At 40.7% G+C, this 15,317-nt stretch carries 15 protein-coding genes; 6 read left to right on the top strand and 9 right to left on the bottom strand.

All coding sequences use genetic code 11. The features are described from left to right. Positions 1–115 precede the first annotated feature (115 nt). A complete protein-coding gene (locus C6Y03_RS17330; protein WP_106039679.1) occupies positions 116–562 on the top strand; it encodes a MarR family winged helix-turn-helix transcriptional regulator in 447 nt (148 codons plus the stop codon). 33 nt (positions 563–595) lie between these two features. Here C6Y03_RS17330 and C6Y03_RS19225 read toward each other — a convergent pair whose 3' ends face one another. The 7 genes from C6Y03_RS19225 to C6Y03_RS17300 all read right to left on the bottom strand — a co-directional run bounded on the left by C6Y03_RS19225 (position 596) and on the right by C6Y03_RS17300 (position 6,999). After that, positions 596–772 (bottom strand): hypothetical protein, encoded by a 177-nt coding sequence (locus tag C6Y03_RS19225; RefSeq protein WP_162839365.1) that lies wholly within the window; start codon positions 770–772, stop codon positions 596–598. Between the two features lie 15 nt (positions 773–787). Then, positions 788–1,540, bottom strand: coding sequence for a hypothetical protein (locus tag C6Y03_RS17325; protein ID WP_095285575.1), 753 nt, complete (start codon positions 1,538–1,540; stop codon positions 788–790). 252 nt (positions 1,541–1,792) lie between these two features. Beyond that, positions 1,793–2,407: a LysE/ArgO family amino acid transporter gene (locus C6Y03_RS17320; protein WP_106036963.1), complete on the bottom strand. Its 615-nt coding sequence runs from the start codon at positions 2,405–2,407 to the stop codon at positions 1,793–1,795. 131 nt (positions 2,408–2,538) lie between these two features. After that, the gene (mbcS, locus tag C6Y03_RS17315) at positions 2,539–4,119 is read right to left on the bottom strand and encodes an acyl-CoA synthetase MbcS (RefSeq protein ID WP_106039678.1); all 1,581 of its coding nucleotides are present in this window, start codon (positions 4,117–4,119) and stop codon (positions 2,539–2,541) included. Positions 4,120–4,344: 225 nt separating this feature from the next. Next, positions 4,345–4,557, bottom strand: coding sequence for an alpha/beta-type small acid-soluble spore protein (locus C6Y03_RS17310; RefSeq protein ID WP_024424829.1), 213 nt, complete (start codon positions 4,555–4,557; stop codon positions 4,345–4,347). A gap of 89 nt (positions 4,558–4,646) precedes the next feature. After that, a complete protein-coding gene (thiI, locus tag C6Y03_RS17305; protein WP_106039677.1) occupies positions 4,647–5,852 on the bottom strand; it encodes a tRNA uracil 4-sulfurtransferase ThiI in 1,206 nt (401 codons plus the stop codon). Between the two features lie 4 nt (positions 5,853–5,856). Then, the gene (locus tag C6Y03_RS17300; protein ID WP_060597009.1) at positions 5,857–6,999 is read right to left on the bottom strand and encodes a cysteine desulfurase family protein; all 1,143 of its coding nucleotides are present in this window, start codon (positions 6,997–6,999) and stop codon (positions 5,857–5,859) included. Between the two features lie 200 nt (positions 7,000–7,199). Here C6Y03_RS17300 and brnQ (C6Y03_RS17295) point away from each other — a divergent pair, with 200 nt between their 5' ends. Together brnQ (C6Y03_RS17295) and brnQ (C6Y03_RS17290) are read left to right on the top strand one after the other, a co-directional pair. Then, positions 7,200–8,543 carry a branched-chain amino acid transport system II carrier protein gene (gene brnQ / locus C6Y03_RS17295; protein WP_060597010.1) on the top strand — a complete coding sequence of 448 codons (1,344 nt, stop codon included), beginning with the start codon at positions 7,200–7,202 and terminating at the stop codon, positions 8,541–8,543. A gap of 210 nt (positions 8,544–8,753) precedes the next feature. Next, a complete protein-coding gene (gene brnQ / locus C6Y03_RS17290) occupies positions 8,754–10,097 on the top strand; it encodes a branched-chain amino acid transport system II carrier protein (RefSeq protein WP_060597011.1) in 1,344 nt (447 codons plus the stop codon). Positions 10,098–10,139: 42 nt separating this feature from the next. Here the strand turns inward: brnQ (C6Y03_RS17290) and ezrA are convergent, their stop codons facing one another. Then, complete coding sequence (gene ezrA / locus C6Y03_RS17285; protein WP_066030549.1) at positions 10,140–11,843, bottom strand: septation ring formation regulator EzrA; 1,704 nt, start codon at positions 11,841–11,843, stop codon at positions 10,140–10,142. A 340-nt stretch (positions 11,844–12,183) separates the two neighbouring features. Here ezrA and hisJ point away from each other — a divergent pair, with 340 nt between their 5' ends. Continuing rightward, complete coding sequence (hisJ, locus tag C6Y03_RS17280; RefSeq protein WP_060597013.1) at positions 12,184–12,999, top strand: histidinol-phosphatase HisJ; 816 nt, start codon at positions 12,184–12,186, stop codon at positions 12,997–12,999. Here the strand turns inward: hisJ and refZ are convergent. Next, positions 12,969–13,634: a forespore capture DNA-binding protein RefZ gene (gene refZ / locus C6Y03_RS17275; protein ID WP_060597014.1), complete on the bottom strand. Its 666-nt coding sequence runs from the start codon at positions 13,632–13,634 to the stop codon at positions 12,969–12,971. The two genes, hisJ and refZ, sit on opposite strands and share 31 nt — an antisense overlap. 126 nt (positions 13,635–13,760) lie before the next feature. Between refZ and C6Y03_RS17270 the strand changes: the two genes are divergently transcribed. Further along, the gene (locus C6Y03_RS17270) at positions 13,761–14,258 is read left to right on the top strand and encodes a GAF domain-containing protein (protein ID WP_095285580.1); all 498 of its coding nucleotides are present in this window, start codon (positions 13,761–13,763) and stop codon (positions 14,256–14,258) included. Positions 14,259–14,558: 300 nt separating this feature from the next. Next, a complete protein-coding gene (rpsD, locus tag C6Y03_RS17265; protein WP_034661940.1) occupies positions 14,559–15,161 on the top strand; it encodes a 30S ribosomal protein S4 in 603 nt (200 codons plus the stop codon). Positions 15,162–15,317 lie beyond the last annotated feature (156 nt).

Raw genomic sequence — 15,317 nt, 5'->3', positions numbered from 1 at the left:
GTTGTCTCCTTTTGTTATCATTTGATAACTAAATGATATACCCCTCTTAATTAGTTGTCAAATGATAATTGTTTTTTGATAATAATTTTGGTATGTTACATAGGAGGTGATAAACATGAAGCATTCCCATTTCTTCAAGGAATTCGTAGCATTTGCTTCTACTTTTTCAGAGCTGAAGCACGCCCTGATGAGCAAAGTCAAACCAGTTGACCTAACAACCTTACAATACTTAATTCTAGAGCAGCTAGCTGTCAGCGAACCGCTTACGCCTAGTGAAATTGCCGACTGTCAGCACATGTCTCTTCCAAATGTCAGCAGAGAACTAAAAAAACTGCACGAGAAACAATTCATTGCTAGAGAAGAAGACCGTGATGACAAACGAAAACATGTCATTAAGCTGTCTGACAAAGGCCGTGCTTGTATGAACGAAGTCTTCCAGCATATCGAAGGGATGCTATTAGACAGCCTATCTTCCTCGGATATAGAACAAATGGATGATATCGTACAAGCTCTCCGCCTATTAAATCAAACGATTTTCAAAAAAGGACCTAAAAAAGCATGAGCGTATCGCTCATGCAAAGGATTTTTTATTTTATTAATCAAGAGATGCTAAAAAATATGTAATGAGACCGACAATGGGAATGATCGGGATCATGAATTTCAATGTGGTACTGGTATTCTTATATAAATTCCATAGCAACACTGGTATACCAAATGTCAACGTATCAAAAACAGCAAGAACTATTCCCTTGCGCTGTTCTTTATGAGCCATTCTAAAAACCCCCATTTACCAAACTTTTTTCACACAATAACCGGCTAATCCTGCAGATATTCCTCCATTAATCACTGCGCATGCTATACAGCTAGCAGGTCCCGTTAAACAAATATAATAACACGCTCCTAAAACCATTGAACGTAGCGGAAGAGATTCATTCGGGCCGCTTTGCTTTTTTAAGCAGTTCCAAAACTTGTTCCAACTAAAACTCGTTTGAATTTCTGAATCATCTGCCTGGAAAATTTTTTTATTTAATTCCATCATATCTTGCTTTGCACCATTTTCACCATAGGTAAAAGATCCTTTTAAAAACTCCCCTTTTTGGTTGATATGGAACTTATTTTTCAATTTTCCATTTTGGAAGAAATATGAGTGCAAATTTCCTTTCTCATCGTATTCTGCAAGTTGAATATAGTAAGCTTTTATTTGGCTCAATGAAACTGAAATGAAGGAAACATTGTCTAACAGCTGATTATCTGACTTCTTCTTTTTAAGATAAAAGTAAACAACATCCGTTTCAGCAGCGTTCAGATGAACCGCTGCACTTTCTCCATTTAATAGATAACCTTTCTTTTGGGCTAATTCTTTTGCCTTTAAAAATTGAGAGCTTTTTTTTGCCTTTTTTATGAGTTTTTCTTCTGTTTTAACATTTTGTATCTTTTTAAAAGGCTCCTCCTCCTTTATGGTAATAGCTTTTCCTACAGGAAATTGTCCGAATAAAAGTGCTATAAACAATAGCACACAAAACATTTTTCTTAACTTCATCATATATCCTCCTTTAGCAAATTTCATAAAATTATAACCTCTAAAGGAAAATAATGTAATAGACCTTTTTGCCAATAAAACCCACTAGTGGTAATGTATCATATATCCTATTTCTTATCATTTCCTATAGGCAATTGAATGTGATCTTCCTCTTGCGATGATAGTGACACTGGCTGAGGAGCCTTTCCAATACACAAAAAAAGCGCCGGACCTTACCTTCCAAGCGCTTCTTTGCTTTATCCTCTATGTATTTTATAAAATCAATTGATACGCAATGTATAACGCGACAAGCCAGATCATGACCGCTGAAGCTTTATTGATACGGTTCATCCACTTGCCGTTTGTATCTAACTTCCCTAGCATCTTCCCTAAAAAAGCGAGCCCAATAAACCATAACCAGGACACGATGATACAGGCGAGTGTAAATGCCAGTTTTTCTGCCCCGCTATATTGAAGCGAATTTGTTCCAATCACACCAATTGTATCAAGAATGGCGTGGGGATTTAAAAGTGAAACTGAACAGGCAAAGACAATTTGCTTTCTCGCAGGCATAAATTCCTGCTTCTCTTTAGCATCTGTTGATGAGCTTGTGTTCCACACGGACCATCCCATATAAACTAAAAAACAAAATCCAATGATATAAAGACCGATTTGCAGTACAGGAATGGTGAACACCACAACAGAAACCCCAATGACAGCTAATGCAATTAATAGTGTGTCACAAAGAGCAGCAGTGATAACGACAGGTAAGGCCTGATATAATCGCGGCTGAAGCGCTCCTTGCTGAAACACAAATACATTTTGTGCGCCCAATGGTAAAATGAGACCAAAGGCAAGCACAATTCCATGAATGATGGCAATGAACATCTTCTAACATTCTCCTTTTCCAGCAATTCTTACACATTTTATCATAGAACATCATGACCGCTTCCAGCGGATTTGATTTTCCGTAAAAAAAAGCGCTGGATGCTTCCATCCAAACGCTTTTCGTTTATTCATCATGATCCTTTTCGTGCAAGCTCTCTTTCTCTCAGCTCGACACGGCGGATTTTTGCTGACGGTGTTTTTGGCAGTTCGTCAATGAATTCAATTTCTCTTGGGTATTTGTAAGGTGCTGTTGTGTTTTTCACATGTGTCTGCAGCTCTTTGATCAGCTCATCACTTTGTGCTGATCCATCACGCAGGACGACATATGCCTTCACAATTGATCCTCTGATTTCATCTGGACTAGCCACAACCGCACATTCTTTGACTGCTGGGTGTTTGATCAGTGCATCTTCTACTTCAAACGGCCCAATGGTATAGCCTGAGCTGACGATGATATCATCTCTGCGGCTTTCAAACCAGAAGTACCCATCTTCGTCTTTTTTCGCGCGGTCACCGGTAATAAAGTAATTTCCGCGGCGCTGCGCTTTTGTACGCTCTTCATCTTTGTAGTATTCCTTAAATAACGCCGGCGTTTCGAGATGGACCGCAATGTCACCAACTTCTCCAGGAGCGCATACGCTACCGTCCTCATCAATGATCTCGACTTCGTTGCCAGGTGTTGGTTTTCCCATACTGCCTGGCTTGATGTCCATTCCTTTTAGCACCCCTACGAGCAGTGTGCTTTCTGTTTGGCCATAGCCATCTCGTACTTCTATATCAAAATGCTTTTTGAATGTATCAATGACTTCACGGTTCAACGGCTCTCCCGCAGAAACGGCACTATGCAGCTTTGGCAGCTCGTACTGACTCAAGTCATCTACTTTCGCCATAAAACGATATTCTGTCGGCGTACAGCATAGGACATTGATTTCATTTTTTTGAAGCAGCTCTAAGTACGTATTTGGATTGAATTTCCCTCCGTATACAAAGCCTTCTGCGCCACTTCCTAACACAGATAAGAGAGGGCTCCACACCCATTTTTGCCAGCCTGGCCCTGCTGTCGCCCATACTTTATCTCCCTCATTAATAGAGAGCCATGCTTTGGCAGCTGTGCGTAAATGTGCATACGCCCATCCGTGTGTATGAACAACCCCTTTTGGATGACCTGTCGTACCAGATGTATAGGATAAGAACGCCATGTCTGTACGTGTTGTTGGAGCCATTTGCAGCTCACTTGATTGTTGATCCTTTTGCGCTAGAATATTTGTCCAGCCATGATCGTTTTCACCGATTGAGAATGTTTTAAAATCGTTTGGCTGATTGGTTCCGTCGAACGATTGAATGAATGAAGAGTAAACAATCGCTCCCTTTGCTTCTGCATGTTCAATTCGGTAATCTAAATCTTTTGCACGCAGCATTTCTGAACAAGGAATGACGACCATTCCTGTTTTCAAAATTGCTAAATAAATGCTGTATGCCTCTAGCATGCGCGGCACCATCACAATGATTTTATCGCCTTTTTTAAAGCCTGCATTTAATAATACATGACCAATTTTATTTGCTTCTTCCACTAAAGCTGCATACGTCACATGCGCTTCGTGGCCATTTCCATCCTGCCAGTGCAGGGCTATTTTCTCCTTGTCATGACTGAACGCTTCAATCTCACTGACTAAGTTATATTGTTCTGGTGCAATTAAGTCTTCTCTTTTCATGGTACAGCTCCTTTTAGCCTCTTTCTATGAAACGAAACATGTTTCAATTTACCTATTCTAACACTCATAACTGAAAAATGCTTGAATTAGGACCTACTCCTAGTATTATGCCATAATTTTTTTCATTCGTCTTCTTTTTTAGAAATATTCAAACTATTTTTATGTACAAAAAGAAAAGAGCGGGAATGATCCCGCTCCTAAGCCATAACTTTTTAATTGTGTGTCTTAGAAAGATCCGCCACCCATATGTTGTTGAGCGTAAGATACAAGACGCTTAGTGATTTCTCCACCAACTGATCCGTTAGCGCGAGATGTTGTTTCTGCACCAAGGTTTACACCGAATTCAGAAGCGATTTCGTACTTCATTTGGTCGATTGCTTGTGCAGCGCCTGGTACTAGTAATTGGTTAGAACTGCTTTGTCTGTTTTGTTGAGCCATGTGTTCTCACCTCCTTGTGAATATAGAATGTGTAGAAACACATGACTTCATGCGATTGATTTTATGGTAATTATTATGAAATTTTTGTTTTAGAATAAATCAGCGAATTCGTCTGCCGCTTTCTTCTCATTTGTGACGATGATCGTTTCCATTTGATCCACTGCCTCGTCGAGCATCGGCTCGAAATCAGCAAAGCTTTCGTAGCGTTCTACTTTCTCAAGCTTTGGTTTTGTTTTAGGAGATGGCGGCGTAAAGATCGTGCAGCAATCCTCGAAAGGCTGAATACTTGTCTCGTAAGTGCCAATTCGTCTCGCTTCATCAATAATGTCATTTTTATCAACAGCAATGAGCGGTCGAATGATTGGTGTATTGGTCACATGGTTAATCGCATACATGCTTTCCAGTGTCTGACTTGCGACTTGTCCAAGGCTTTCACCCGTAATAATCGCAAGAGCATCACGCTTCGCTCTTATTTTATCAGCTATTTTCAGCATCATTCTTCTTGTAGATGTCATCGTATAGTTTTCAGGTACTTGTTTGTGAATCAGCTCTTGAATTTTTGTAAAAGGAACGATGTGAAGCTTCACTTCGCCTCCATATGCTGCTAAGCATTCTGTAAGATCAATGACCTTTTGCTTGGCACGTTCACTTGTATATGGGGGACTAAAAAAATGTACAGCCTCAATTTGAATCCCGCGTTTCATCGCTTGATAGCCGGCAACTGGGCTGTCAAAGCCGCCTGAAAGCATGAGCATCGCTCTTCCGCTTGAACCAACCGGCAGGCCGCCAGCACCCTTGACATCTTTAAATGTAATATACGTCGCATGTTCTCTTATTTCAATGCGCAAATGTACATCCGGCTGTTTGACATTGACCGTTAAGTTTTCCGTATTCTTCAGCACATGTCCGCCAATTTCGCGGTTCATTTCATTTGAATCAAGTTCAAATTGTTTATAAGAGCGTTTCGTTGAGACCTTAAATGTATTTCCTTGTTCATATACTTCCTGTACCGCTGTGAGTGACGCTTCTTTGATGGCATCGAGATTTGTCTCACATTTCACCGCAAGACTAAAGCTTTGAATGCCAAATACACTTTTGAGCTGTTCTGAAATCGGTTCAGGATCTTCTCCGTTCAGCATGATCGTGATGCGGTCTCTGTCAGATGCATACTTTAATGCTTCAAAGTCTTTCAATACAAACCGGATATGCTGCCTTAGTTTTTCAATAAATTTCTTTCTATTCTTCCCTTTTGTTGAAATCTCACCAAAACGGACTAAAATATGATCATATTTCATGCTGTTATCTCATTCCTTTTAGTTTTTTTACACTTTGTGCGATCGATGTGATGATTTGCGGCGCTAGCTCTGGTCCTTGTCCAAATGTCAAACTGATTCTCATACTGCTTTTGGCCACTTCTTCTGCTTTCCCCATCGCTAGCAGCACACGGCTTGGCTCTTTTTTCTTGGCTGAGCAGGCAGAGGTTGTCGAGACATACATGCCTTCTTTTTCAAGCATATGGAGAAGAACCTCGATTTGAATACCTGGCACTGAAAAATTCACAATGTGCGGCGCACTTTGCGTCAGCGGTGTGTTGATGACAATACCTTCTATTTCTCCAAGCTGTTTTTGCAGCTGCGTTTTTAAGTTAAGCATTTCATCATGATAATTTTTCAGCCGTTCGAATGATTGTTTCATGGCTTTTGCTAAGCTGACAGCACCAGCAGGGTTTTCAGTACCTGACCGTAGTCCTAATTCCTGCTCCCCTCCTGTGATGAAAGGGGCAAGCACAACATCTTTTTTTAAAAAGAGCGCTCCTGTCCCTTTTAAGCCATGAATTTTGTGGCCAGATATCGTCAAAAGATCCACATCCAGCTGTTTATTAAGTGCTACTCTGCACATTCCCTGGACCCCGTCGACATGAAAAAGGGCATTTTCGGCATGCTCACGAATGATGCCAGCAGCTTCTTCAATCGGCTGGATGGCACCCGTTTCGTTATTGACATGCATCATGCTGACCAGTACTGTATCAGGGCGTAGCACTTCTTTTAAATGATTCATATCAGCATGGCCATGCTCATTTACTTGAATATAGGAGATATCAAAACCAAATAAAGCCTTCAGCTGTTCAAACGATTCGATGACAGAGGGGTGTTCAATTGCTGTTGTCACAATATGTTTCCCCCGGTTCATTTTGGCTAGAGCTGCTCCTTTAATGGCAATGTTATTTGCTTCTGTTGCGCCAGAAGTGAAAATAATCTCATATTGTTTCAATCCTGTATAGTGAAGCATTTGTTTTCTCGTTTCACTTAGCAGCCGGCTGGCATCAATTCCGAGCTGATGAAGCGAAGACGGATTACCAAAAAAACGCTCACTCACTTGCTGATATACTTGTAAAACCTCTGGATAAGGCTTGGTTGTTGCACTATTATCAAGATAGATCATATTGTAACTCCTTACAAAAAGCTTAAAAAATAAATGCATTTATATGTTACCATAATGAAGTCAGACAGAGAATTTTCTGAAAATGGCAGTTGACAACTTTTCATTTTCACTATATCATCCATAGTGCAATTGTCACACGATCATCAAAATTGTCAGAATATTTTAATTTGACACACTACACTGATTAAGGAGGAACTATTTTGAAAAATAGTTTAAGTATAAAAGAGACGCTAGCCATTGGTCTAATGCTTTTTGCATTATTCTTTGGCGCAGGAAATATGATTTTCCCACCTGTTCTTGGACAATATGCGGGTGAGAATGTATGGCTTGCCATCGGTGGATTTTTACTCACAGGAGTAGGTCTTCCGCTTCTAGGGGTGATTGCAGTCGCCCTTACAGGTACCGGTGCAAAAGGCCTTGCGGATAAAGCGCACCCAAAATTCGGGACCATCTTCACCGTTATTCTGTATTTATCCATCGGACCATTTTTCGCTATTCCGCGAACTGGTACGGTTTCATACGAGATAGGATTAGCTCCATTTCTGTCAGGGGCACAGTCCACTTCATGGGTACCACTATTCATCTTTACCGTTGTGTTTTTCACTATTTCATACTTGCTTGCTTTAAATCCTTCAAAGCTGGTTGATCGAATTGGTAAAATTTTGACACCGATCTTATTAACTGTTATTGCCATTATTGTCATTAAAGCCATTGCTACGCCAATGGGAATGATCGGTGCTCCTGATGCAACATATGAAGCAAACCCGCTCTTCACTGGATTTTTAGAAGGCTATAAAACAATGGATGCTCTTGCTTCTATCGTATTTGGGATCGTCGTGGTGACGGCTGTTAAGGAAAGAGGCATCACGGAGCGTAAATCTCTTGCAGCGGCTTGTATTAAAGCAGGACTCGTGGCAGCTGTTGGGCTGGCATTGGTGTACATTTCACTTGCTTATGTGGGTGCTTCAAGTCCCGATGCGACGGGAATGGTTGGAGCAAATGACGGCGGCAAACTGCTTTCACTTTCTGCCAACTTTTTATTCGGTTCTGCTGGAAACATTGTACTTGGCGCAGCCATTTTATTCGCTTGTTTAACGACTAGTGTTGGACTTATTTCATCCTGTGGGGAATATTTTTCAAAGCTCATCCCTAGCCTTTCTTATCGCACAGTCGTTCTAATTGTTTCTTTATTTAGTACACTGGTTGCAAACCTTGGTTTGGCACAAATTATCTCTCTATCTGTTCCAGTTCTTGTGACAATCTATCCACTGGCAATTGTCATTATTTTATTGTCATTCCTTGATCGCTGGATTAACGGAAGAAGACTCATTTATATCGTATCTCTTATCTTTACTGGTTTCTTTGCCATCATTGATGGATTATTAGCTGCCAAAGTGAACCTCGGTGACTTGCCTGACATCTTAGATTCAATCGTACCGTTTTACGATTTAGGCATTGGCTGGATCTTACCAGCTATTATCGGTGCTGTGGTTGGTTTACTTATTTCGATGTTTACCAGCCCGCCCAAACAGCTCGCCTCATAGTCATAAACCGAAACATCCCCTTCTTCATTGGAAGGGGATGTTTTTTATTGTTCTCCATATACTAAAATAGAAAAATTCATGACTTTTGTACGAAAACACATGTTGACATCAGGCGTACATCCTTTATAATTAGTGAATGTTAATGATGAACGGTTACTTAGCAACTAATTAACAGAATATTTCAACATAATAATGGAGGCTTTAAATGCAATGAAGGCAACTTTGTCGACGAAAGATACAGTTATTATCGGTTTTATGTTATTTGCTCTATTCTTCGGCGCCGGAAATATGATTTATCCACCAGAGCTTGGGCAATATGCTGGGCAAAATGTGTGGAAAGCAATGGGCGGATTTTTATTAACAGGTGTCGGTTTACCTCTTCTAGGGATTATTGCGATCGCTTTAACAGGTCGAGATGCGAAAGGATTAGCTGATAAAGCTCACCCAGCTTTTGGAACAGCGTTTACCGTCATTTTATATTTATCTATTGGGCCGCTTTTCGCTATTCCTCGTACAGGAACGGTTTCATATGAAATTGGTGCATTACCCTTTTTAGCAGGTGTACCAGCTTGGCTCTCACTTCTTTTATTCACACTTGTCTTTTTTGGTATTACATATTATCTTGCTCTAAATCCAACGAAGATTGTGGATCGTGTAGGGAAAGTGTTAACACCAATTAAATTTACGATTATTTTTATTATTATTGTCAAAGCCATTTTAACGCCGATGGGCGCCGTTGGCACACCTGATGTATCCTATAGCAGCGGATCATTTTTCAAAGGATTTCTAGAGGGCTATAAAACAATGGATGCTCTTGCTTCTATTGTGTTTGGGGTTGTTGTCATCAACGCCATTAAAGGACGCGGTGTGACAAGTAAAAAGGCACTGACTTCTGCTTGTATCAAAGCGGGTCTGATTGCAGCTTGCGGATTAACATTTGTTTATCTATCTCTTGCTTATTTAGGCGCTTCAAGTACACACGCCATTGGTTTTGTTGGAGATGGCAGTAAAATCTTGGCTCAGTCTTCTCAATTCCTATTTGGCAGTTTAGGAAATATTGTGTTGGGTGCCGCGATTACGGTTGCTTGTTTAACAACAAGTATCGGTCTCGTTACATCATGCGGAGAGTATTTCTCAAATTTATTACCTAAACTTTCTTATAAAATGGTCGTAACACTAGTGACATTATTTAGTTTTATCATTTCAAATTTTGGACTTGCTCACATTATCGCTTTCTCTGTACCGGTTTTAACTGCGATTTATCCGCTAGCGATTGTCATCATTGTGTTATCGCTGGCAGATAAATGGCTTGGTCAAAGAAGACCTGTTTATGTCCTTACTTTGATTTTAACTGGCTGCGTCAGTTTGTTTGACGGCTTAGTAGCAGCGAAACTCCCGATTGGACCAGTGGAGGATCTCTTTCAAACGATATTACCTTTATATGACCTTGGTATTGGCTGGGTTGTTCCTGCTATTTTCGGAGTGGTCATTGGGTTCGTTCTTTCTCTTTTCACTTCTTCTGCTTCCCAAAAGCGGGAGAAACAAGCATCTTAACAGAAAAAAGCTGAAGTCCTGTAAATGGACTTCAGCTTTTTTTTATTGGTGCTGATACTCTTTTTCTTGCTGAGCTAACAGCTTCTGAACGGCTCCGGGTGATGCTTTTTCAACAGCCGCTGCTGCTACATCAAATGATCCGTTGTAATCGTAGGCATAGAATCTTCGTTCTGCCTCTTTTAGTTGTTCTGAAAGAATATGGTTTTGGCTTCTAAAACGATTGCCGTATTGAATGATTCGTTCAATTTGGTCCACTTTACTGAGCATTTCTTCTGTCTCATCCGCAACATTTCTGACTGTGTCAGAGGCTTCTTTTAATTGTTGATTCACTGCCGGCATGTTGAGCGGCAGGTTTTCCAGCTGCTCATGCACTTGCTGGATCATCTCCTGCGCTTTTTCAGCCCGCTCTTTCATCTCAGCAGGTACACCTGGGATATTGCTTTTATGCAGCTGGCGGACTGTATCTGTCAGCATGGTTTTGAGCTCAGCCAGTGTTTCTCTCGCTTGTAATTCTTCTTTTCTTAATGATTGTAGATGACCTTTAAATGTGTCATGCAATGCTTTTGCATCATCGATAAAGGTCTCCAGCTGATTGATTTCATCCATTAATAATGAATATGCCACGTGGTCACGATCAAGCTTCTCGCGGATTTGTTTCATCAGCTTTTCAATTTCTTCTAAACGTTTTTCGAATGCTTTCTGTTGATCGAGCTCTCCTGCTGTCAGCTTGTAGCTTTCTTTCACAAGAGCCGTTTCTGCCTTTGTTTGTGTGTGATCTTGTTCAAGCTTCTCGAATGCTTCTGTGAGCTCAGGCATTTTGCTTTTGATTTCCTGACCTGCTTCTACTTCCGCCTCCAGCTGATCATACAGCGTCTCAATCGCATCATTGATCATTTGCAGAATGCTTGATGCCTCTTCTAAATTGAGTTCATCAATGAGCAATTTTTCCGCTCTCGCAAGCTGTTTGTTTAAAGTCTCCAGCTCTTTCGTGATCTGGATGTGCTCCAGCTTGTAGCCTTTTTCTGTCATTTCTTGATATCCGTCTTTCAGCTTCGTCAGCTGACCTGGTACGGTTTGTTTGCAGTCTGCAATAAGCTTTGGTACATCATTGATATATAGTTGAAGCTGGTCGAGTCTGCGGTCTTGCTCAAGCAAAATCTTTCTTGCCTTCATGTAGTTTCCGTTTTCTGTTTCTTCCTCGTACTGCTTGATCCCTTCCCAGGCCTCATCTAAGTCCTGCTCCATTTTGTCATAAAGGGTGCCATATAAATGGCTGTACGCAAGCAGATTTTTTCGAACTGTTTGATATTGCTCTTTGACCTTTTCAATGTCCTTGCGATTTTGCTCCTCGCTTGTGACAAGGTCTGCAATTTCTTTTAAAATGTCTTCAATGTTCGAATCAGCAGCACTCAGCAAGTCCTCAATGTGCGTAAGAACCTGCTTGGCTTTGGAGAATCGATATTTATCAGAATACTCTTCTGCATCATATAATAGCTCCTCTACCTTTGGAAGATGGGCTGTGACGATATCGTCCCACTCTGCACGCCATCTTTCAAAAAATTGCTCTGTTTCTCCGGTCATTTTTAAATGTTTGATTTTTGAAATTTCTTCTACAATTGATCTGTTTAAAATTTCAATTTTCCATGCTTCCAATCGGTCAATCTCTTTATATATATTTTTTCGCAGGAAATAACCGACTGAAAACAAAGCAAGCAAAATGACAATTAAACCGATGATAAACTCCATAATGAGCCCCCTTGTTGTGATCTAAGTGATGTCAGGGTAAAAGTGTCCCGAGTAGACCTGAGAACCCTTTCGTGTCCGCTTTGCATTTGTCTTTTTATAAACAGGATCGTATGTTTTCCAATACCATCCATTCACGGTTTTATGTATGTTTTTCAAGAAAGTATTTGAGCGCTTTCTATCATTTGATCACACGTATCCATGTGACCTGCTTTTATGTATGCGGAAGCTGTCGTTTTCATTGTTATTATGATACCATGTAACCAGCATTTTTGGTCATGATTTTTCATTATTTTCGCTGATAAACATCACGTTTTTCAAAATATCGACAAGAGGTGACGACATGCTGAAGCAGGATGCACATCTACATACACCGTTTTGCCCGCACGGCTCGCTTGATTCATTTCATTCTTATATTGAAAAAGCCATCAAAAAGGGATTTGATTCCATAACCTTTACCGAGCATGCCCCTCTGCCTCCATCGTTTCGAGATCCAACACCAGAGCAGGATAGTGCCATGAAGCTCCAAGAACTTGACTCGTATATAACGAAATTGGATCAGCTGAAACAGGAATACAAAGGCCAATTAATAGTAAAAACTGGGCTTGAGGTTGACTATATCAAAGAGTATGAAGAGGAAACAAGTGCCTTTTTAGACTGCTATGGTCCAGAACTAGACGATAGCATTTTATCTGTTCACTTTCTTCCTGCTGGCGATGATTATATTTGCCTTGATTTTGACGAGCATGCCTTCAAGCAGCTAATAAGCGCCTATGGCAGCATCGAACAGGTCTATCAAAGCTACTATGACCAAATTCATTCTTCTATTCTATCATCTTTAGGTCGCTATAAGCCAAAGAGAATCGGTCATATCACCCTTGTGCAGAAATTCAAACAGCTTTTCCCATTTGAGATGCCGCCTGAACTTTGTCAAAAGGTCACCCTTTGTCTTGAAGAAACGGCAAAAAAAGGCATGTCCTTAGATTTTAATACATCAGGTCTTCGTAAAACATATGCCAGAAGTATCTATTTAGATCAATGGATGATTGATCTTGCAAAACAGAAAAAAATTCCGCTCATATTCGGGTCTGATGCCCATCAAGCGGAAGATCTCGGATATGCTTATGATCAATTCGAAGACATCATGAGTTTTAAGTGAGAATCTAATGCCGGCTTTTTTGGTTCTAGTAAATGATGAAGCGAGCGGCTTAGTTCCTTAAAATACATTTGATAGAAATATGGCTCATTTGGATTCAAATAAAGCACCTCCGTTAAATATTGCGGCTGTAAATAGGGCATCATGAGTAGTGATTTCAGTTGAATCATAAACGATGAGAGTGAGAGCTGCTCACAAATCACATGGGTGCTTTTTCCTTTTTCAATAATGAGCTGAAACAAATATTTTTCTTTTGTTAAATAGGTCGACATTATTTCTCTAATGAGCGTCGAATCAATCGTCACCTCTCGATAAACGAAACGGGTTAATTGACGGTGCTTGTGCTGATAAGATAAAATATCAAAAACCACATGAAGTAAACATTCTTTTGCGTGACGAGTTTCCATGTGATGGATATGTGATTCAATCATGTGAATATAGCCTTCATAAAAATCGGATACAAGCTGCTCAAGCAGCCCTCCTTTTCCTTGAAAGTAATAAGATATGTGGGCAACGTTGACGTTTGCTTCCTTCGCAATCTCACGGACAGAGGTTCCAGAAAATCCTTTTTGGTTAAAAAGTCTGATGGAAGCTTCAATAATACGGTCTTTTGTTTGCACGGTTGTTGATGTTTTCATCCGCTCACCCCTCTTCATGTGTACATACTTCAAGATGAAGGCGGAAGTTCCTTTTACAATTGCTCGACAAATCCCACATGTGAGACGCAAGTTATGTATTTTTGAGATAGAAAGTAGGAGATTTTCATGTTTCATGTCGAAAAACAGTCTGGCGATCCATCAAAAGACTATCAATTGCTTGTTAAACAGGTAGAAGCCATTACAGATGGTGAGCCTGATCTGATTGCCAATTTGGCAAATGCTGCGGCGCTATTGTATCATTCACTCCCAGAGGTCAATTGGGCTGGATTTTATTTGGCTAAAGGGGGCGAGCTTGTGCTCGGACCGTTTAACGGACTGCCTGCATGTGTGCGCATCCCGTCTGGAAAAGGCGTTTGCGGTACTGCGTTTGCAACAGGTGAAGTCCAGCGTATCGCTGATGTGCATGCATTCCCTGGACATATCGCATGTGATGCAGCATCGCAATCTGAAATTGTCGTTCCGCTCAAGGTAAATGGACAGATCATTGGGGTACTCGACATTGACAGCCCCGTGAAAGACCGTTTCAGTGAAATAGATGAAACCTACTTAATTCAATTTACCGAGGTGCTCCAAAAGGCGTTATCCATCTCTACAGATGCGTAATCTTGCAAAAAAGCAGGCACATTGTCTGCTTTTTTATTTTTCTTCGCATAACGTGAAGCGTCACGTCTGCCTCTAAATAGGTTGACTTCTCCTATCCAGCGTCATATAATAGAATTTGTGTGAAATATGGCAGCCTTTTTGTTCGGCTTTTTTGTATCATTTTGTTCCTTCTATTTGAAGGTGCATCTTGTAACTCCCTGCTGCTGGAGCGAGGATGCATGAAAACATAATGACGGAAAAGACAAAGAACAGACGGTTTTTATTTTTCACAAATAAAAACAAATAAGGAGGAGTCACATTATGGCTCGCTATACAGGTCCAAGTTGGAAGATTTCCCGCCGTTTAGGCATTTCATTAAGCGGAACAGGTAAGGAACTTGAAAAACGCCCTTACGCTCCAGGCCCACATGGTCCAGGACAACGCAAAAAACTATCTGAATACGGTTTACAATTACAAGAGAAGCAAAAGCTTCGTCACATGTACGGTGTCAACGAACGTCAATTCCGTACACTATTTGACAAAGCTGCTAAACTTCCTGGTAAACAAGGTGAAAACTTCATGATTCTTCTTGAAACTCGCCTTGACAACCTAGTATACCGTCTTGGCCTTGCTCGTACTCGCCGCCAAGCTCGTCAGCTAGTCAACCATGGTCACATCCTTGTTGATGGAAGCCGTGTAGACATCCCATCTTTCTCTGTGAAACCAGGTCAAACGATTGCTCTTCGTGAGAAATCTCAAAACCTTGCAGTTGTGAAAGAATCAGTTGAAGTAAACAACTTCGTTCCTGAATATCTTTCTTTCGATGCTGAAAAGCTTGAAGGAACTTTCACTCGTCTTCCAGAGCGTTCTGAATTAGCGCCTGAAATCAGCGAACAACTAATCGTTGAGTTCTACTCTCGTTAATTTCATTACTCTCTTAAAGAGAGATCAAACAAACCCTAGAGACCTTGATTGTTCAAGGTGGTCTAGGGTTTTTTGTTTGTATTCTCGTATGAACAAATGAATTTAAAACATATAATGGGAAACAGACTATGCACAAGACGAGCACCGGGCAAGACT

The organism is Bacillus sp. LNXM65, from assembly GCF_002998575.1.
Classification (GTDB): domain Bacteria; phylum Bacillota; class Bacilli; order Bacillales; family Bacillaceae; genus Bacillus.
This window is presented reverse-complemented; position numbering and strand designations above follow the sequence as displayed.